Source organism: Salegentibacter salinarum, assembly GCF_900168115.1.
GTDB classification, from domain to species: domain Bacteria; phylum Bacteroidota; class Bacteroidia; order Flavobacteriales; family Flavobacteriaceae; genus Salegentibacter; species Salegentibacter salinarum.
On sequence record NZ_FUZC01000017.1, the window covers coordinates 54,759 to 71,321 of the forward strand.

Genomic DNA, 16,563 nt, shown 5'->3' on the forward strand with positions numbered 1-16,563 from the left:
TTAAGGGGCGTCCACGACTATTTCACCAGTTACATTTACCTCCTCCCCATCTGCTCCTAACTTAAACTTCCCACTAAAATTCAAAATGCACGATGCTACTTTTCCATCTTGGCCATATATGGAAATATTATGTTCCTCATAATTATTTAACGTGATATCTATTATTCCTGAGGGGCTGTATTTATCTTCCACTCCCCATTGGCCAAAAACAATACCCGGACCACTACCTTTAAGACTTGGCTTATTGTTTTCATCTAAGGCTATTCCTATTCCTATCTGAAATTCACCGGTATCCATAAGTGTTCCGGCCATTACTTTGCTATCTATCGCCTGGCTATATTCAACGATCGAAACAGGATTATAAACTCCGCCTGAAACTTTAGAGATATTTCCCTGGTAGGTTTTTCCGTTCGCTATATCGATATGATAAGTATGCACATTGGAGGAAGTGTTTTTATTTTCTTTTTTTTCATTGTCATTTGAGCAAGCCATAAATAGGCATAAAGCTATAATATATGTTGCTGATTGTATGATTGTTCTTTTCATTTCTTATAAGATTAATTTCGTTTTTTATATAGCAGATATAGCTTTTTTTCTGCTCCCGGGTGGATCGGAACACCTATGGTCATTTTGCCATTTTTCATGTCTTCGATATGCCATTTAATGCTACGTTCTCCTTTGGAAAGTGTTATAATACCCTCGTTCAATGTCCAATTAAAAGTGTTTTCTCTTTCTTGGCAACTCTTGTTGTATTTTACTTCCCTGGCCATATGGTTCTTAGTAAAAACGGTGTGGTCTGGCAAGCAATCAGCATTAGACTGCTTGTGTGGTATCAACCACCCTTTACCGTTCTCACCCATCAAGTTGCCTTGTATATCCCAGGTGCCTAGAATGGTTTCTTTATCAAGAGTTTGGGAAAAGGACGTATAACTAGTAAGCCAGCAGTTAAGCGTAAGTAATAAAATTATATGTAGCATACTCCCTTTCATATATTGTTTTAGAATGGGTTTCTCTTAAAGAGCGCGCGGTAGGTAAATGGCTAATTCCGTTTTTACATACCGCTGCTCATTACTAATTATTCTTCACACCACTCTTCACTGACATTGTCAAAAGTGAGATTGGTTGTTGTTAAGTTTTCAAACGGGTTGCTTGAGTATCCATAAAAGGCACAATTTTCTAAGTTTCTGAAAATCGTATTTTCGACGGTTAACTTAGGTCGTGCGTGCATATAGATAGCACCTGAATTTTGGATGTTTCCAACCGGAAAATCGCCTTTAGCATGTTCTATGACGGTATGGGATATGATATTGTTTTCTTGTGTAAAACCAAATTGTATACCGCCCCAGTTGGTGCCGTTATGTGCTTTTAAATGTACAGGATCTGCCTCTGTTCCTAAGATTTTTAAACTTAAGTTGTAAGGAGGAAGAAAACCGTATGCTTGGAGATATGCCCCGGCTTTAAACTGCATTTCTACCCCTTCTTCAATGCTAAGGTGACCATCGTCCCCGATACTCACCCTGCTATCTACAAGATACGGGACGTCCAATTTTTGCCAACTTACGGTTTGGTCTTCAATTTCGTAATAGGAACCTGTAATGTTAAAAAAATCGCTGGCATTACCGGTATACGAAGAAGTATTATCGAAAAAATGCGCCATCTCTGCTGAGACCTTTACCGGTACATCTTCGTTTCCTGCAATAATTAGGTTTGAAGTCGAAATGCTTGCGTTTTTACTGATACCGTGATAGTCTAGACCAACGCTGCCACCATTTATTATTTCTACGTGGTTTAGGGTAAGAGCTTGCGGCGGGGTGCCCGAAACTCCTCTTAGGGCCAAACTGCCTTCATATACAGGAGAAGAAGAAGTTAGGTTTTGTGAACCGGCATATTCTATTACCGTATGCTCTATAAGGTTGTTTGGGTTGTGCGCTTCGGTTAGGAAAATCCCTCTCCAATAACCCTTTTGTTTGGAAGTTCCGGTTAAGATAACAGGATCTGTTGCAGTTCCCTTTATTTCAAAAACCTTGTTGTCCAGGTTAACTCTTAATCCTGCGTGATTTTCAAACTCAATAACAACGCCTGCTTCAATTCTAAGGCTTCCTTCTACATTTGTCCAACAACTTATAATATAATCTACGGGTCTATTTGTATCGTTTTCCAGTACACGGTCTTCACTAAAGTAGTCGCATTCAAGAACAATAGGAGGGAGTAGTTCTTCTACTGGCTCAATATCTTCATCATCACTACTACATGAGGCTAATAACAATATACTGCAGATAAGAAGGCTTAAGTAAGAGGTAGGTTTAAAATAATTTTTCATTTCGTTTCTTTTTAATTAATTATTCATTGAAGGAAAATCGGAAATTCTATTTTCCAAAATTTTTGATTAGAGTTTAAATTTTACACCGGCAGAGGCTACCAATTGTCCACTATCCAGGATGACGTATTTAATTTCAGCAAAGGGTAGGATACTGCTGCCAATATCAAAATTGAGCCCGCCACCAAGGTTAAGTCCAAAACGACCGTCTGATGCTGAAAAATTTCCACCCATACCCCACGAATCATCATAGGAAACTTTTATGCTACTGTAATTAAGTCCGCCAAGGGCATAAACCCCCAGGTCACTGTTATTCAGAAAATAATAGTTGGCATTGGCATTAAATTCCAGCCAATTCATTTTAAATCCATATTCTTCTTTCGGAAAATAATAGATGACCGAAGGTGAGATGCTAAGTTTTTCCATGACAGGAAACTCTGCATTGACCCCAATACCCAGGTTTTCTATTTCGGTTCCATAGGCAAGAAAGCCTCCGATTCTGGTTTCTTCTTGTGCTTGCGTAGTGCTTAAGAATCCTAACATAAGGATAATAGAGAATAGTGTTTTTTTCATTTTATATTAATTTTTGATTAAACATTCACCTATTGATACCTTTAGAAAAAAGAAGTAAACATTGGGAGTGATAAAAATTTATGGGAAGCAGTTTTTTAAACAACTAATTCAGGGGCAGAGCTATAAGATATAGATCAGAAAAAATTTTTTGATTTTTGAGACAGCACTGACTATGAATGTCAATGAGATCATACTTTAAGGGGGAGGCTAAAGAATAATGTGTAGTAGGAAAAAAGTTTACCTTTGCCGATGTTTACTTTACCCCAAAAAATGGATTAATGGTTAAAGACCAGTATTTAGTTGATAAACTAAAGCAAAATGACTTGAAAACTTTAGATAGGATCTATCTTACTTATAAAGAGGAGTTTTTTTTGTTTGCCCATACATTTTTTATACCCTCAGAGGATATTTCAGATATCTACCAGGAGACTATTATCAGTTTATATGAAAATGTACAAGATCAAAAACTGGAGCAATTAACCAGTTCATTAAAAACCTATCTATTTGCCATTGGGAAATTTAAAATATACAAGCAATTAAATAAGAATAAAAAAATCTATCATGGTGAAGGAATAATTCATGTTTCGGAAGAAATGAAGGTATTTGAAGCAGAAATAGATGATCAACGGCAAATAGCCTTAAAAAGATCATGGACAAGTTTAGGTGAGAAATGTCAGGAAATTTTGGAGTTGTATTATTATAAAGGAATGACTTTAAATGAAATACAAGAAGCTTTAAAATATTCTTCTAAAGATGTATTGAAAAGTCAAAAATCAAGATGCCTAAAACAGCTAAAGCAATTAGTGAGGGGAAAATATGAATAAGGAGGAATTAATAGAAAAGTATTTTAGTAACCAACTTTCTGAAAATGAATTTCAGCAACTCGAGCAGCTCCTGCAAGAAGATGCTGAACTAAGGGAGAATTTTTATAATGAGCTGGAGATTAAACAGGCCATTACACAAGAAAAACATGTGTCCTTAAAAGAAAGACTTCAAAAATTAGAAAAAAAGCCAACAAACAAAAAGTCGTGGTACTTATATGCGGCAGCAGTTACAATTCTCATTGTTATAGGTTCTCTATTTTATAATTTGAAAACCAATGATCAATTATATGCTGAAAATTTTGAAGCATACCCAAATGTCATAAGCCTGTCAACCAGAAGCGAAGTTAGTATAGAAAATAAAGAATCCGAAGCCTTTAAATTATATGATGCTGAAAAATTTAATAAAGCTGCAATCGCCTTCCAGGATTTATATGAAAAGAATGAAAAGGATTATTTAAGGTTTTATCATGGGGTAAGTCTATTAGCAAAGAACAATACTATCGAAGGAATTGAGGTTTTAGAAGGTTATGACTGGCAGGAACAGCAAAGTGACTTTACGATTCCTGCTTTTTGGTATGTTGGGTTAGCTTATCTAAAGCTGGAAAAAACATCGGAAGCCAGAAATTATTTAAAAAAAGTAGCTCTTTCCGATAGTCAGCTTAGGAGCCAGGCACAACGCTTATTAAAACAATTGGATTGATGTTTCCTTTTAATTTCCTCAATGGTTCCACCCGTTAGCCTTGTGAGAAAATGGTGGAGTGTAGGGAGGATTCTGACCACGTTTAATTAGAGCAGGAGCGAATCAAATTCATCTGTTTTTCATATTAAGAAAAAATATAAAAGTAAATCGCTTAGAATTTGCATCCAGACCAATAGAGCTGTTATTAATGAACTTAGTTATTTTTACATTAATTCCAGATTTCATTAGATTTAGTGAGAATAACTGGAATATTGTCCGTGATTAATAATTGTCTGTTCGTGTTGTGTTACGTACCCGCCTTTATTGCCTATCAAAGCACACTTATCATTTGGTTCTATTGCAATAGTAGAAGTTGTTGATATAAAGGTTTCTATTGCTACAGTAGTATTGTTTTTTCTGGTGACAATAATTCAATGACATAAAGTTCTTAAGTTATGCTCGTGTCTGCTTAAAAATTCTAACTTCTATGGTTTTATTTGCTTCATCCTTTGGAACCAGGACATGGTAAGTGATCACAGGTGCTATCATCGCATCATTTTGAATAAATGTCACATATAAATTCCGACCCTCGGTACAGCTTTCAATAAGGGAATAATCGATAGAGTCATTTCCCGACCCGAGCCGTACTTTCCCGATAATCAAATCGAAATTTGTAAAGTCAATAAGGGTTGGATCGCATGTTCCGGTAACCTTATCCTTGTATTCAGCGAGGTTGGTAATTAGTTCAAATTCTTCTGTAGTGGAAATATCTAAGCTGTATCTGGTATCATTACAAGCATATTCGTCTTCCAGGCTAATAGTCGCAATTCTATAATTTTCGCAGGAGTCATCTGAATTACAGCTTAAAAGAAAACATAATGCCAAACCCAGCATCCAAATATAATGTTTCATTAGGTTATTTATTTTATAGATGTTCGAATGTAAAAAAGGTTGCGCTATAACTTGGATAAATTTACTTTTTTTATTTAGGATGGAGGATTAGGGCAGGCAATGGAAAGCCGACCGGATTTCAGTTGAAGTAAACAGTTTTTTTAGGCTGGAAGGAAGGTAAGTCATTCAACATTTCCTATCTTAAAAAAACAATATGATTCCCCTCATAAATTTTGAGTGTATAATTAAGCAAATTTGAACTCCCAAATCCAGATATTTCCGGATAGGAAAATAAAAAATAGAAATTATGAAAAAGCCAATAAAGCGACATGAAGCTCTTAAACCTCTTAGCAGGGAACATCATCACGGCTTATTGTTGTGCTGGAAAATAAGACAGGGAGTAAGAAAAGAGGTTGAAGTCTCGCGAATAAAAGCTTATACAGAATGGTTTAAAATTCATTATCTCGACCCGCATTTTGAAGCTGAAGAACAATATATTTTCCCAGTATTAGGTAATGATAATAAACTTGTAAAACGAGCCCTGAAGGAACACCGCAGGTTAAAGCGTTTATTCTCCCAGGATACGGACATTGAGATTGCTTTAAATAATATTGAAGAGGAACTGGATAGCCATATTAGGTTTGAAGAACGTATTCTCTTTAATGAAATCCAGGAAGTTGCTTCAGCTGAACAACTGGCCAATATTGAAAAGCATCATAACGGAATTCAATTCTCTGATGACCACTGGCAGGATCATTTCTGGGAGAATTAATTATAAACTTCAGATTACAACAAGAATGGATTTCCGCAGAGGCGGGCATAAAAATTATTATAATGAGTACAAGTGTAAAATCTTCAGCAAAAAATCCTTCCGAATTGAAGCCGGTATTAGAGGAACATCATCATGCATTGCAGGTGTGTTCCAGGATTCGGGAAGGTTTGGAGAACGATGTTGAGCTGGAGCGGATAAGAGCTTATATGAACTGGTTTCAAAAAAATTACCTGGAGCCCCATTTCGAAATTGAAGAAAAATATATTTTCCCGAAGCTTGGATATAACGTAAGGGTAAAAAAAGCTCTTGCTAACCATAGGCGCATTAGAAAACTATTAAGTTGTGGATGTGCGGATGAAAAAGTACTCAATTTACTAGAAGAGGAACTCTCTGCCCATATACGATTTGAAGAACGGATTCTTTTTAAAGAGATTAACAATAAAAAAGAGCTGGCAGAAATTGAAAAACAGCACCATACTATATCTTTTTCTGGTGAAGACTGGGAAGATCAGTTTTGGGCCTGAGACTTATCACTGAAACCATTTAAGTTTCACATAACTCCTTCATTGATTTTTTAATTGATTAGTTATCGTCGTTTCTCTCTTCTCCCATCTGGGAAGAGATAAAAGGGATTCGCGGAGCCAGGAAATACCCGGTTAGACTTGCAAAAAGAATAGGAATAAAATATCCAAACCCGGTTAAAGTAGCAAGTAAAATGGTAGTACTCATTGGGGTCCTGGTTACACAGGCATTTATTGCCGCCATACAGGTGATTACTGCAAGAGACAGGTTAGTAGATGGAAAAAGCTGGTGAATAATCAAGCCCAGGGTTGCGCCAACGAAGAAAAGGGGTATAATAAATCCGCCTCGCCAGCCTGAAGTAACGGTAACTGAAATCGCCAGGATTTTTACAAAAAGAATAGCGACAAGAAACTCCAAATTAAAGTCATTCAATAAAAGATCGTTGATTTCGTGATGCCCGAAATATCGGGTTATCGGAAAATAAAATGCTATAATTCCAAGAATGATTCCGCCGATGAATGTCTTATAATATATCGGGAAATTGAGCTTGTAGAAGGCCGATTTTAGAAATTTTGTACAAAAAATAAATACCCAGCCGAACAACGTTGCCACTACTGCAAATAACACGGCATAAGCAAAATCGAATTTATCTTCCATAATATAGGAAGGAAGATCCCAGATTGGCCCTATACCGAGATGTATAATTAGCGCAAAGATGATATAACTAAAGCAACTGGCCACAAATGCCGGTATTATGGCTTTATAATAAGCTGCGGCGTGCTTATGATGCAGGATTTCTAGTGAAAATAGGCTGCCGCCCAAAGGAGCGCCAAAAAGCGCGGTAAAGCCTGAAGCCATTCCGGCAATACTGAGAGATCGTAACTCTTCCCCTTTTAATCTCAACACTTTTCCCAGCCAGCTCCCGGTAGAACCGGTTACCTGAACAAGAGGTGCTTCAGGGCCTAAACTTCCGCCGGAGCCCACACACAGCAAAGAAGACAAAACCATGGAAAGATTGTTTTTTGGATCCAGTTTGCCTTTATTAAACCTAATATTATTTACGATTAACTGAATTTCTCCAGGATCTCCAATAAGATGAATTATTAAACCGGCCAGTAAACCTGCCAAAGCCATTGTAGGTATCACCTGCCAGCCATCAAAAAATGCCATTCCGTGCATAACTATTTCCAGGACAATCCAGTATACACCTGAGATTATCCCGCCCATGATCCCTAAAAGCGCCCATAGGAAGAAATTCCGGCTAAATACAAAAGGATTAAACTTTAGGGGTCTGTCCAGAACATCCAGTGACCTGATTAATTTTCGTCTGGTTCTAATCTTCAAGCTTTGAATTTTTAATGCGATTACGAAAATGAAAGAATTTTCGAACCGCAATTTATTAAAATTAGAGAAAGAGAAAGTTCAATTTTCACCTGTTTTTTGAATAATTATCAATGAAGGATAGTTCTAATTGAAGAAGCTAAATATGAACCCCCAATTATTGTTAATACCTTATAAATCAATGTTTACAAGGAACAAGATGGTGGAGTGTCGCATAGCAAGTTCTTGTTTTTTTATCAATATTGAAGGGTAAATTGTCCTTTGCTATTGCTACATTTGTTATCATACCTTTAATGGCCTTAGCTTCTTTTTGGGTTTTTCGGTATTTACCGGAACCCTTAAAAAAGAAACCAAACAATAAACCCCGAGTGGATGTTAGTAGACAACCATAAAAGAATACATGATTATTTAAGAATTTCGCTTACAGATAGCTGCAACTTCCGTTGCCAGTATTGTATGCCCGATGAGAATATACAATGCTTACCAAATAAACATCTCATGCAGGTTGATGAGATTGAAAAAATTGCAACCAATTTTGTAAACCTGGGAGTTAATAAAATTAGGCTCACAGGAGGAGAGCCCCTGGTGAGAAAAGAGTTCAGGGAAATTTTATCCCGACTATCCAAACTCCCGGTCGAAATAAGCCTTACCACCAATGCGGTGCTTGTACATAAGTTTATAGACGACTTTAAAGCTGCCGGAATCCGTGCGGTAAACGTTAGTCTCGACACCTTAGATGCCGAAACTTTTAAAAGGATCACGAAAAGAGATCAGTTTGATTTAGTATGGCGAAATATTCAATTATTGCTGAAAGAAGGTTTCAGGGTTAAGATTAATGCAGTTGCGATTGAAGGTGTAATTGAAAAGGAAATCCTGGATTTTGTAGAAATAACCAGGGATTTACCCTTACATGTACGCATGATAGAATTTATGCCTTTTGAAGGAAATCACTGGAATAGTAAAAAAGTGATCACCGCCACCCAAATGTTGAAATGGGCTGAAGCCGAATATGATATGGTGAAGTTGAAAGACAAACCACATGCCACTGCTAAAAAATATAAAGCCATTGGTCACGAAGGTACCTTTGCATTCATTACCACGATGACCGAGCATTTTTGCGGGGATTGTAACCGTATGCGAATTACAGCAGATGGGAAAATGAAGAATTGCCTCTTTGGCAAAGATGAAATGGATTTATTAGGTACCCTGCGTAAAGGTGAAGATATTGAGCCGCTAATTAGGTTATCGGTTTTAAAGAAACATGCAGTGATGGGAGGCCAGTTTAATAAATCGTATAAGGATACCGAGACCACTCAACTCGAGAATCGAAGTATGATTAGAATTGGCGGATGATATCAGTAGAACAGGCTAAAAAAATCCTCGCTGAAAATTCAGAAAGAGGAGAAATTACAGAAAAAAGCCTTGGTGAATGCCTGGGCTTAACACTTGCTGAAAATATTTATTCCCTAATTGATGTTCCTTCCTTCGATAATTCAGCAATGGATGGCTATGCGATGAATTTTGATGAATCTAACCGAACCTGGGAAGTTTCAAATATAATTCAGGCAGGAGATACTTCTGAAATAAATATCGCTCCGGGAAAAGCCGCTCGTATTTTTACGGGAGCAAAGATTCCTAAAGGTACCAATACCGTAATTCCGCAGGAGTTGATAGCGATTAGTGAAGAAGGGCAAATCTCTTATGATGGAGATAAAATTTCTACGGGTAGCAATGTGAGGTTAAAAGGTTCTCAATCTAAGAAGAACTCTTTAATCCTTGAAAAAGGCCAGGTTTTAGGAGCCGGCCAAATAGGCTTACTCGCCTCGGTTGGAGTTGCACTGGTAAAGGTTTTTTCTCCTCCTAAAGTTGGTTTCATTGTCACGGGGAATGAATTGAAAGAACCCGGTACACCTTTAAAAGAAGGAGAAATATATAATTCTAACGGTCCTATGCTGGAAGCACTTTTAAAAGAAAGTGGTGTAAAGCAAATTCAGAGCTACAGAGCCGCGGATGACAAAGAAAGCCTTCAAAAAATTATTGACCAGGCGCTAACTGAAAATGATATTCTCCTGCTAAGTGGCGGGATTTCAGTCGGAGATTATGATTTTGTAAAAGAGTGCTTAAATACCGCTAAGGTTAAAGAACTTTTTTATAAGATAAAACAGCGCCCGGGAAAACCCATGTTCGCGGGGAAAAAAGAGCGGAAATTAATTTTTGCACTTCCGGGAAATCCGGCTTCGGTTCACAGTTGTTTTATTCAATATGTGAGGCCGTCGATAAAACATTGGTTAGGAGGAACCGCTGTATGGGAAGCGGATCACACCTTGGAAATTATTGAAGATATCCCGAAAAAACCAGGATTTACTCACTTTATGAAGGGCAAAAAAAATGGCAATCAAGTAGAGCTTCTAAAAGGCCAGCAATCTTTTAACCTGCAGGCTTTTGCCACAGCAGAATGTCTATTGGAATTACCCGCAGAAAATTCGGTGGTGACAGCAGGAACAAAAGTAAAAGTTTACGATCTTTAAGATTATTTATAAGTTTCGATAGATGCAAAGCGAATTTCTGCCCTATTTGTTTTTGCTGTTACCTTTAGCAGCTTTTTTTTATTCTTCGGTAGGGCACGGTGGGGCCAGCAGCTATCTTATGATCCTGGCTCTTACAGGTTTTGCACCTGAAGAAATTAGGCCAACCGCCTTATTACTCAATATGGCAGTCTCTTTTATCGCTTTTACTAACCACCGTAGATCCTGTGAATTTCCTAATAAGCTGTTTTTACAGCTTGTAGTTTTTTCAGTCCCTGCTGCTTTCATTGGCGGATTGGTAGTGGTGGAATCCTCGATTTATAAGAATATTCTGGGTGTACTTTTACTGTTCCCGGTATTGAATTTCCTGGGCGTTTTTCCTAAGAATGATAAAACAATTCTGAGAGATAAAATATGGATGCCTCCATTTATCGGCATCCTCATAGGTTTCTTTTCGGGACTTATAGGCATTGGTGGGGGAATTCTTCTTTCTCCTTTGCTGCTTATGTTGGGATGGACAAATGTTCGACAAACGGCTGCCCTAAGCGCATTATTCATTTTTGTAAATTCTGTTGCCGGTTACCTGGGAACCACGGGCTTTAATCTCATAGAGAATAAATCGCTCTGGATACTTATTCCGCCCGCGGTGCTCGGGGGAATTTTAGGCAGCTATTTTGGTGCTTTGAGATTTAATGTGAAATTGGTAAAACACTTATTGACATTTGTACTGGCCGGGGCCGCCCTTAAATTGATCTTTTTCTGAAAAATTATAAAAACATAGAAGCATTTGTTCTCGCCGGCGGCAAAAGCAGCCGGATGGGCAGGGATAAAGGTTTGGTTTCTTTAAATGAAGAACCAATGATTTTACACGTGTTACGTGAATTGGAAACTTTGAAAATATCCACAAAAATAATTGCCAATAATTCTGCTTATAGAAGGTTTAAATTGCCGGTTTACAGTGATGTTATTCCCGAAAAAGGACCAATGGGTGGCTTGTTAACTGCTATGGAAAATACCGGGGCAGAAATGGTACTGCTCATTGCATGTGATATGCCTTTTATTACCGCAAGTGCCATTGAGCGCTTATTAAAGAAAGCCGATAAGAAGCAGATAATTGCCTCAATGTCTAATCAAAAAATAAATCCGCTGTTTAGTGTATATCCCGTAATTTTAAAGGAAAAAATTAAGAAAAGTATTGCAGCAGGAGAACTAAAAATGACCGATTTCATTCTGAAAAATCAGCACGTTTTGTTACCTTTCGAGTACGAGCAATCGGGTAAGATATTTAAAAATATCAATACTGAGGAAGAACGAATAGAAGCAGAAAAGAAATGGAAGGATTAACGGTGAAAGCTTTTGGAATGATCGCTGAAAAGCTGCCTGAGCAGGAATTTAAATTTCCGAAGAAGGAGAATACCGAAGAATTATTGGCCAGCCTTTATAATGAATATCCAAACTTAAAGGACCTGGATTTTTCCCTGGCGGTAAATCAGCAGCTTATTCAGCAAAATACTCCACTTGAAGGGGATGAGGAAATTGCCCTTTTACCACCATTTTCTGGAGGATGAGTAGATTTTCACGTCAAACCATATTGCCCGAGTTTGGTCAAGAAGGCCAGGAAAAACTGTCCCGGGCCCGTGTGCTTGTCGTTGGAGCGGGTGGTTTAGGTTGTCCTGTGTTATTACATCTTGCGGCAGCCGGAGTGGGAACCATCGGAATAGTTGATGGCGATACCATAAGCGAGTCAAATCTTAACAGGCAAACACTTTTCGGGCATCAGCATACCGGCAGGCCTAAAGCATCTACTGCAGCCGAAGTTCTAAAGGAAAAATACCCCGATTTAAATTTTGAAGTCTTTTCAGATTTTTTGAATACAAATAATGCCCTGGAAATAATTTCTTCCTTTGATGTTATAGTAGACGGGACCGATAATTTTGGAACCCGTTACCTTGTAAACGATGCTTGTGTATTGCTAAATAAACCCCTGGTAATGGGCGCTATTTATAAATATGAGGGGCAATTAATGATTTTTAATTATGGATCGGTAGCTTTAAATTACCGGGACGTTTATCCCAATCCGCCAAGTGAAAATCAAATTCCCAATTGTGCTGAAACCGGGGTTTTAGGAGTTCTCCCTGGAATTATAGGAACATTGCAGGCATCAGAAGTACTAAAAATTTTATCGGGGGTGGGAAAAGTACTTTCAGAGAAAATACTTTTTTTTAATCTTAAAAACTCTTCATTTTACGAAGTAGGCATTCAGCCTAATACCAAAGGCAGGGAAAATTTGCCGGAATCTGAAATGGATTTTAAGGATAGAAATTATAATATTAACTGCGGAATCGCAGAGCGTATAAACTGGGAAACAGCCCTTGACTGGGCGCTTAATATGACTAACAGTATTCTGGTAGATATCAGGGAAACCGGAGAAAAACCATTGTTTGAAAAAGAGTATTTAAGTAGAATTCCTATGGGAGATATAAGGGAAAATCCAGAATCGCTTTCAGCCTATGAGAATATTCTTTTATGCTGTGCTTCGGGACAACGCAGTTCCCAACTGGCAAAAGAATTGAAACAGCAATTTCCGGAAAAGAAAATATTTTCAGTAGAAGGAGGTATTTTGAACCCTGCTTCACCTTTAAATTCTAATGAATATGACACGTAAACCTAAAAATATATTTGTAGAAGGACCTATCTCTTCAGAAAAGATAGCCAAATCTATTCAAAATCACAGCAGCAAAACCAATATAGGTGCACATTCTATTTTCCTGGGCCAGGTAAGGGCCGATGAAAAAGAGGGGAGCGTCGTGAGAGCTATAGAATATACTGCTTACGAGGAAATGGCGCTTCAAAAAGCATTTGAAATCAGGGAAGCTATTTTTGAAAAATATAATCTAACCTGTATGCATATTTATCACAGCCTTGGAGAGGTGAAAACCGGCGAAATATGCCTGTTTGTATTCACCTCTTCCAAACATAGAAAAATGGCGATAGATGCTTGTGAGGAACTGGTAGAACGAATTAAAAATGAGTTACCGGTGTGGGGGAAGGAGTTGCTGGAGAACAGCGATGAAAACTGGAAAGTGAATACTTAAATACTGAAAAGGAAAAAATGGTAAATATTACTCATAAAAACAACACGCTTCGCAAAGCTATAGCGCAGGCTGTGGTTAAGGTAAGTAGCGCTGATACGATTAAAGCCGTAGAAGAGAAAACAGTCCCAAAAGGGGATGTGTTTGAAATGGCGAAAACAGCCGGTCTTTTTGCTGCGAAACGCACCAGTGATATGATTCCCGATTGCCATCCTTTACCGGTAGAGTATACAAATATCACCTACAATATCGAAGACCTTGAGATTTATATTAATGTTGAAGTACATACCATTTATAAAACTGGCGTAGAGGTAGAAGCTATGCACGCCGCTTCTGTGGTAGCCCTTACGATGTACGATATGCTAAAACCCATAGATAAAGGAATAAGCATAGAAAAAATTAAACTGCTGGAGAAAAAAGGTGGCAAAACAGATTACCGGAAGGTGGTAGAGGAAAATCAGATTTCAGCTACGGTTATTGTTTGTTCCGATTCTATCTCGGCGGGGGAGAAGCAGGATAAAGCAGGAAAGGTTATCATGGAAAAGCTAAAAGCTTACCAGGTTGCCGTAGAAGATTACCAGGTAATTCCGGATGAAAAGGAAACAATTCAAACGCTGGTAAAAGAAAAATGCGCAAAAAAAGTGAACCTGGTTATTCTAACCGGCGGCACCGGTCTGTCTCCCCGCGATGTCACCCCGGAAGCTATTCAGCCATTACTGGAACGTCCCATTCCCGGTATTGAGGAAGCCATAAGAGCCTATGGGCAAGATAGAACGCCTTATTCAATGTTATCCCGTTCTGTCTCGGGATTAATTGGAAACACCCTTGTGCTCGCCCTGCCGGGGTCCACAAAGGGTGCTGAAGAGTCTATGGATGCAGTTTTTCCTGCAATTATGCATATTTTTAGGGTTATGGCTGCTTTTAAACACGATTAGGAATAAATATAGTCCTGGTAGTTTAAATTTTCCCTTTCATTATTTCCGAAAATATCTCGAAAGATCTCAGCCGGTCTGTATGATCATAAATATGCGAAACCGCCATAATTTCGTTTACGCCTGTTTCCTTTAAAAACGCTTCGGTTTTGGTTTTAATCGTTTCAGGATCACCAATAAATGCATATTGAAGCATACGCTGAAATCCTGGATGTGCAAGAATTTCTCTGTGTTCATTTGTGAATTCTACTGGAGGTTGCATATAATCAATATTTCCGCTCATTACGCCCAGCATCATTTTAATAAGAGACGTAGAGATTTTTTCCGCTTTAGCGGTGGTATCAGCTGCAATTATATTCACCCCGGCAATGGTATAAGGTTTGTCCAGAAATTTGGAAGGCTTAAAATTATTGTGATAAATACTAAGTGCCTGGTGTAATTGTGTGGGAGCAAAATGACTGGCAAAAACGTAAGGCAAGCCTTGCTCGGCAGCGAGATGTGCACTATCGGTACTTGAACCCAGGATGTAAATTGGCACTTCAACACCTTCCGCTACCGCGGCTCTAACTTGAGCCTGGGCATTTTCAATAGAAAAATATTTCTGAATTTCCTTTACTTCTTCCGGAAACTTAAAAACGGATTTCATGCGGTCAGATCTAATGGCTTGCGCGGTAACCTGATCTGTGCCGGGAGCTCTTCCTAGTCCCAGGTCTATTCGGTTTGGATAGAGCGTACCCAGGGTTCCAAATTGTTCAGCGACGATTAAAGGCGAATGATTGGGAAGCATAATTCCGCCGGAACCTACTTTAAGTGTTTTTGTTCCGCCTGCAATATGCCCTATTAGCACGGCTGTTGCAGAGCTGGCAATGCTTACCATATTATGATGCTCTGCCAGCCAAAACCGGGTGTAACCCATTTTTTCGGCGTTTTGAGCTAAATCAAGACTTTGATCAAAGGTTTCTTTTACACTGGAATCTTTAGCCACGGTAGCTAATTCAAGTATGGAGTAGGGGATTTCGCTTATATTTATAAACATATTATTTTTTACTTTTAATGCTTACAGGTAGCCGAAATACCGCCGCATTCCTTACAGAATCCATAGAAACAATTTGTAATGAATGCTAACGTGAATTATAGTATTAATAGAAAGTTAAGGTGAAAATCAAGGAATTTTTGCAAAAGCTTTATACCGAAAAGGTTTTCGCAACTTTATATATGAGCGAAAACCTTTATTATTTAGACATATTAACAATATAGCGTTAAACTACCTATAAAAAATTTTTCAAGAGGAACATTGCGCATAATTTAGCCATATAAAACTTACAAAACCTAACACCTATGGCAACTTATTTAAATACCAACGAGATTAGAGTTTCACTAAAACAATTAGTGAAACAATATGTAGAAGAATGTGTAACTTGTCAGGAATTACCTGATGAGTTTATAAGTTTAATTAAGCATAATTTCCTGGCGAAATATGTTTATTATAACAAACAGAAAAAACAAATTGAAATCGGGATAGACGAATCTGAATCTCCAGATACTTACCCTGAAATTAAGGTTTATAAAATACCGGTAAATAAAGCCGCTAAATGGTTAGACAAGTCGTTTAGAGACCAGCAAAACGATTTAGAATTCTACGGAAAACTATTAAACCGAAATGAAATTTTTAACTCATCAGATGTTGTTTTGATGAGTAGATAATAATCTTTTGTTCCGAACTAAAAAGCGATTCTTATAAAAAGATCGCTTTTTTTATGGTGTGCCGTGCATGGCATATCACTTGACGGTGCAAGTCCGTTATGGGGGTTTATAGCTACCTATCATTAGCCAAAGGCAAGGGTGTCCATCGTGAGGTGGAATCTGAAGGAAGCCTGCGGCAAAGTTCCGGTCCGAGGAACACGAACATCATATAAGGCATAGCTGATCTGGATGAGCTTGCCATACAAAGCGAAGTCCTAAAGCTATACGGAGATCAGGGTGTAGATGATGCGGATATATGGAATGAAAGTGATATGTCTTACCGCGGGAGATCTCACAGACATAGGTGAAACAGTGTATGAGCCTATGGTTGAAACAAGATTTATTGTGAGAA

At 38.1% G+C, this 16,563-nt stretch carries 20 protein-coding genes and 1 pseudogene; 13 read left to right on the top strand and 8 right to left on the bottom strand.

Going from position 1 to position 16,563, the window contains the following annotated elements:
* The 4 genes from B5X53_RS16160 to B5X53_RS16175 form a co-directional block, all read right to left on the bottom strand.
* Positions 1-492, bottom strand: coding sequence for a hypothetical protein (locus tag B5X53_RS16160; protein WP_079714268.1), 492 nt, complete (start codon positions 490-492; stop codon positions 1-3).
* A gap of 65 nt (positions 493-557) precedes the next feature.
* Positions 558-989, bottom strand: coding sequence for a lipocalin family protein (locus B5X53_RS16165; RefSeq protein WP_079714269.1), 432 nt, complete (start codon positions 987-989; stop codon positions 558-560).
* Between the two features lie 86 nt (positions 990-1,075).
* Positions 1,076-2,320 (bottom strand): hypothetical protein, encoded by a 1,245-nt coding sequence (locus B5X53_RS16170; protein ID WP_079714270.1) that lies wholly within the window; start codon positions 2,318-2,320, stop codon positions 1,076-1,078.
* Between the two features lie 66 nt (positions 2,321-2,386).
* Complete coding sequence (locus B5X53_RS16175) at positions 2,387-2,890, bottom strand: outer membrane protein (protein ID WP_079714271.1); 504 nt, start codon at positions 2,888-2,890, stop codon at positions 2,387-2,389.
* A gap of 278 nt (positions 2,891-3,168) precedes the next feature.
* Between B5X53_RS16175 and B5X53_RS16180 the strand changes: the two genes are divergently transcribed.
* Positions 3,169-3,714 (top strand): RNA polymerase sigma factor, encoded by a 546-nt coding sequence (locus tag B5X53_RS16180; RefSeq protein ID WP_079714272.1) that lies wholly within the window; start codon positions 3,169-3,171, stop codon positions 3,712-3,714.
* Positions 3,707-4,414: a tetratricopeptide repeat protein gene (locus tag B5X53_RS16185; protein WP_079714273.1), complete on the top strand. Its 708-nt coding sequence runs from the start codon at positions 3,707-3,709 to the stop codon at positions 4,412-4,414. Before B5X53_RS16180 ends, B5X53_RS16185 begins: the two co-directional genes overlap by 8 nt.
* A gap of 208 nt (positions 4,415-4,622) precedes the next feature.
* On the opposite strand, the pseudogene B5X53_RS19405 reads toward B5X53_RS16185, so the two are convergent.
* Together B5X53_RS19405 and B5X53_RS16195 are read right to left on the bottom strand one after the other, a co-directional pair.
* Positions 4,623-4,809 (bottom strand): annotated as a pseudogene (locus tag B5X53_RS19405) (type I methionyl aminopeptidase); the annotation flags it as partial.
* A gap of 37 nt (positions 4,810-4,846) precedes the next feature.
* Positions 4,847-5,305: a hypothetical protein gene (locus tag B5X53_RS16195; RefSeq protein WP_079714274.1), complete on the bottom strand. Its 459-nt coding sequence runs from the start codon at positions 5,303-5,305 to the stop codon at positions 4,847-4,849.
* 286 nt (positions 5,306-5,591) lie between these two features.
* On the opposite strand from B5X53_RS16195, the gene B5X53_RS16200 reads away from it, so the two are divergent.
* Complete coding sequence (locus tag B5X53_RS16200) at positions 5,592-6,056, top strand: hemerythrin domain-containing protein (RefSeq protein ID WP_079714275.1); 465 nt, start codon at positions 5,592-5,594, stop codon at positions 6,054-6,056.
* A 62-nt stretch (positions 6,057-6,118) separates the two neighbouring features.
* Positions 6,119-6,580 (top strand): hemerythrin domain-containing protein, encoded by a 462-nt coding sequence (locus tag B5X53_RS16205; RefSeq protein ID WP_079714276.1) that lies wholly within the window; start codon positions 6,119-6,121, stop codon positions 6,578-6,580.
* Positions 6,581-6,638: 58 nt separating this feature from the next.
* On the opposite strand, the gene B5X53_RS16210 is transcribed toward B5X53_RS16205, so the two are convergent.
* Complete coding sequence (locus B5X53_RS16210; protein ID WP_079714290.1) at positions 6,639-7,922, bottom strand: chloride channel protein; 1,284 nt, start codon at positions 7,920-7,922, stop codon at positions 6,639-6,641.
* 369 nt (positions 7,923-8,291) lie between these two features.
* Between B5X53_RS16210 and moaA the strand changes: the two genes are divergently transcribed.
* From moaA to moaCB, 8 genes are read left to right on the top strand one after another with little or no spacing between them, the layout of a single operon-like run.
* Complete coding sequence (gene moaA, locus B5X53_RS16220; RefSeq protein ID WP_079714278.1) at positions 8,292-9,272, top strand: GTP 3',8-cyclase MoaA; 981 nt, start codon at positions 8,292-8,294, stop codon at positions 9,270-9,272.
* The gene (locus B5X53_RS16225; RefSeq protein ID WP_079714279.1) at positions 9,269-10,447 is read left to right on the top strand and encodes a molybdopterin molybdotransferase MoeA; all 1,179 of its coding nucleotides are present in this window, start codon (positions 9,269-9,271) and stop codon (positions 10,445-10,447) included. The genes moaA and B5X53_RS16225 overlap by 4 nt, the downstream gene beginning before the upstream one ends.
* A gap of 22 nt (positions 10,448-10,469) precedes the next feature.
* Positions 10,470-11,207, top strand: a complete 738-nt coding sequence (locus B5X53_RS16230; protein WP_079714280.1) for a sulfite exporter TauE/SafE family protein — start codon at positions 10,470-10,472, stop codon at positions 11,205-11,207.
* 14 nt (positions 11,208-11,221) lie between these two features.
* Positions 11,222-11,788, top strand: a complete 567-nt coding sequence (mobA, locus tag B5X53_RS16235; RefSeq protein WP_262507301.1) for a molybdenum cofactor guanylyltransferase — start codon at positions 11,222-11,224, stop codon at positions 11,786-11,788.
* Complete coding sequence (locus B5X53_RS16240) at positions 11,776-12,012, top strand: MoaD/ThiS family protein (RefSeq protein WP_079714282.1); 237 nt, start codon at positions 11,776-11,778, stop codon at positions 12,010-12,012. The genes mobA and B5X53_RS16240 overlap by 13 nt, the downstream gene beginning before the upstream one ends.
* Positions 12,009-13,109, top strand: a complete 1,101-nt coding sequence (locus B5X53_RS16245) for a HesA/MoeB/ThiF family protein (RefSeq protein ID WP_079714283.1) — start codon at positions 12,009-12,011, stop codon at positions 13,107-13,109. Before B5X53_RS16240 ends, B5X53_RS16245 begins: the two co-directional genes overlap by 4 nt.
* Positions 13,099-13,539: a molybdenum cofactor biosynthesis protein MoaE gene (locus tag B5X53_RS16250; RefSeq protein WP_198550739.1), complete on the top strand. Its 441-nt coding sequence runs from the start codon at positions 13,099-13,101 to the stop codon at positions 13,537-13,539. The genes B5X53_RS16245 and B5X53_RS16250 overlap by 11 nt, the downstream gene beginning before the upstream one ends.
* Before the next feature lie 17 nt (positions 13,540-13,556).
* Positions 13,557-14,471, top strand: coding sequence for a bifunctional molybdenum cofactor biosynthesis protein MoaC/MoaB (moaCB, locus tag B5X53_RS16255; RefSeq protein ID WP_079714285.1), 915 nt, complete (start codon positions 13,557-13,559; stop codon positions 14,469-14,471).
* A gap of 22 nt (positions 14,472-14,493) precedes the next feature.
* On the opposite strand, the gene B5X53_RS16260 is transcribed toward moaCB, so the two are convergent.
* The gene (locus tag B5X53_RS16260; protein WP_079714286.1) at positions 14,494-15,504 is read right to left on the bottom strand and encodes an LLM class flavin-dependent oxidoreductase; all 1,011 of its coding nucleotides are present in this window, start codon (positions 15,502-15,504) and stop codon (positions 14,494-14,496) included.
* A gap of 302 nt (positions 15,505-15,806) precedes the next feature.
* On the opposite strand from B5X53_RS16260, the gene B5X53_RS16265 reads away from it, so the two are divergent.
* Positions 15,807-16,172 (top strand): hypothetical protein, encoded by a 366-nt coding sequence (locus B5X53_RS16265; protein ID WP_079714287.1) that lies wholly within the window; start codon positions 15,807-15,809, stop codon positions 16,170-16,172.
* The last annotated feature ends 391 nt before the right edge of the window (positions 16,173-16,563 follow it).

What these genes read in the sequence shown, in the direction of transcription:
- B5X53_RS16160 (WP_079714268.1), bottom strand. Translation starts at nt 492, where the DNA reads ATGGCTTGCTCAAATGACAATGAAAAAAAAGAAAATAAAAACACTTCC.
- B5X53_RS16165 (WP_079714269.1), bottom strand. Translation starts at nt 989, where the DNA reads ATGAAAGGGAGTATGCTACATATAATTTTATTACTTACGCTTAACTGC.
- B5X53_RS16170 (WP_079714270.1), bottom strand. Translation starts at nt 2,320, where the DNA reads ATGAAAAATTATTTTAAACCTACCTCTTACTTAAGCCTTCTTATCTGC.
- B5X53_RS16175 (WP_079714271.1), bottom strand. Translation starts at nt 2,890, where the DNA reads ATGAAAAAAACACTATTCTCTATTATCCTTATGTTAGGATTCTTAAGC.
- B5X53_RS16180 (WP_079714272.1), top strand. Translation starts at nt 3,169, where the DNA reads ATGGTTAAAGACCAGTATTTAGTTGATAAACTAAAGCAAAATGACTTG.
- B5X53_RS16185 (WP_079714273.1), top strand. Translation starts at nt 3,707, where the DNA reads ATGAATAAGGAGGAATTAATAGAAAAGTATTTTAGTAACCAACTTTCT.
- B5X53_RS16195 (WP_079714274.1), bottom strand. Translation starts at nt 5,305, where the DNA reads ATGAAACATTATATTTGGATGCTGGGTTTGGCATTATGTTTTCTTTTA.
- B5X53_RS16200 (WP_079714275.1), top strand. Translation starts at nt 5,592, where the DNA reads ATGAAAAAGCCAATAAAGCGACATGAAGCTCTTAAACCTCTTAGCAGG.
- B5X53_RS16205 (WP_079714276.1), top strand. Translation starts at nt 6,119, where the DNA reads ATGAGTACAAGTGTAAAATCTTCAGCAAAAAATCCTTCCGAATTGAAG.
- moaA (WP_079714278.1), top strand. Translation starts at nt 8,292, where the DNA reads ATGTTAGTAGACAACCATAAAAGAATACATGATTATTTAAGAATTTCG.
- B5X53_RS16225 (WP_079714279.1), top strand. Translation starts at nt 9,269, where the DNA reads ATGATATCAGTAGAACAGGCTAAAAAAATCCTCGCTGAAAATTCAGAA.
- B5X53_RS16230 (WP_079714280.1), top strand. Translation starts at nt 10,470, where the DNA reads ATGCAAAGCGAATTTCTGCCCTATTTGTTTTTGCTGTTACCTTTAGCA.
- B5X53_RS16240 (WP_079714282.1), top strand. Translation starts at nt 11,776, where the DNA reads ATGGAAGGATTAACGGTGAAAGCTTTTGGAATGATCGCTGAAAAGCTG.
- B5X53_RS16245 (WP_079714283.1), top strand. Translation starts at nt 12,009, where the DNA reads ATGAGTAGATTTTCACGTCAAACCATATTGCCCGAGTTTGGTCAAGAA.
- B5X53_RS16250 (WP_198550739.1), top strand. Translation starts at nt 13,099, where the DNA reads ATGACACGTAAACCTAAAAATATATTTGTAGAAGGACCTATCTCTTCA.
- moaCB (WP_079714285.1), top strand. Translation starts at nt 13,557, where the DNA reads ATGGTAAATATTACTCATAAAAACAACACGCTTCGCAAAGCTATAGCG.
- B5X53_RS16260 (WP_079714286.1), bottom strand. Translation starts at nt 15,504, where the DNA reads ATGTTTATAAATATAAGCGAAATCCCCTACTCCATACTTGAATTAGCT.
- B5X53_RS16265 (WP_079714287.1), top strand. Translation starts at nt 15,807, where the DNA reads ATGGCAACTTATTTAAATACCAACGAGATTAGAGTTTCACTAAAACAA.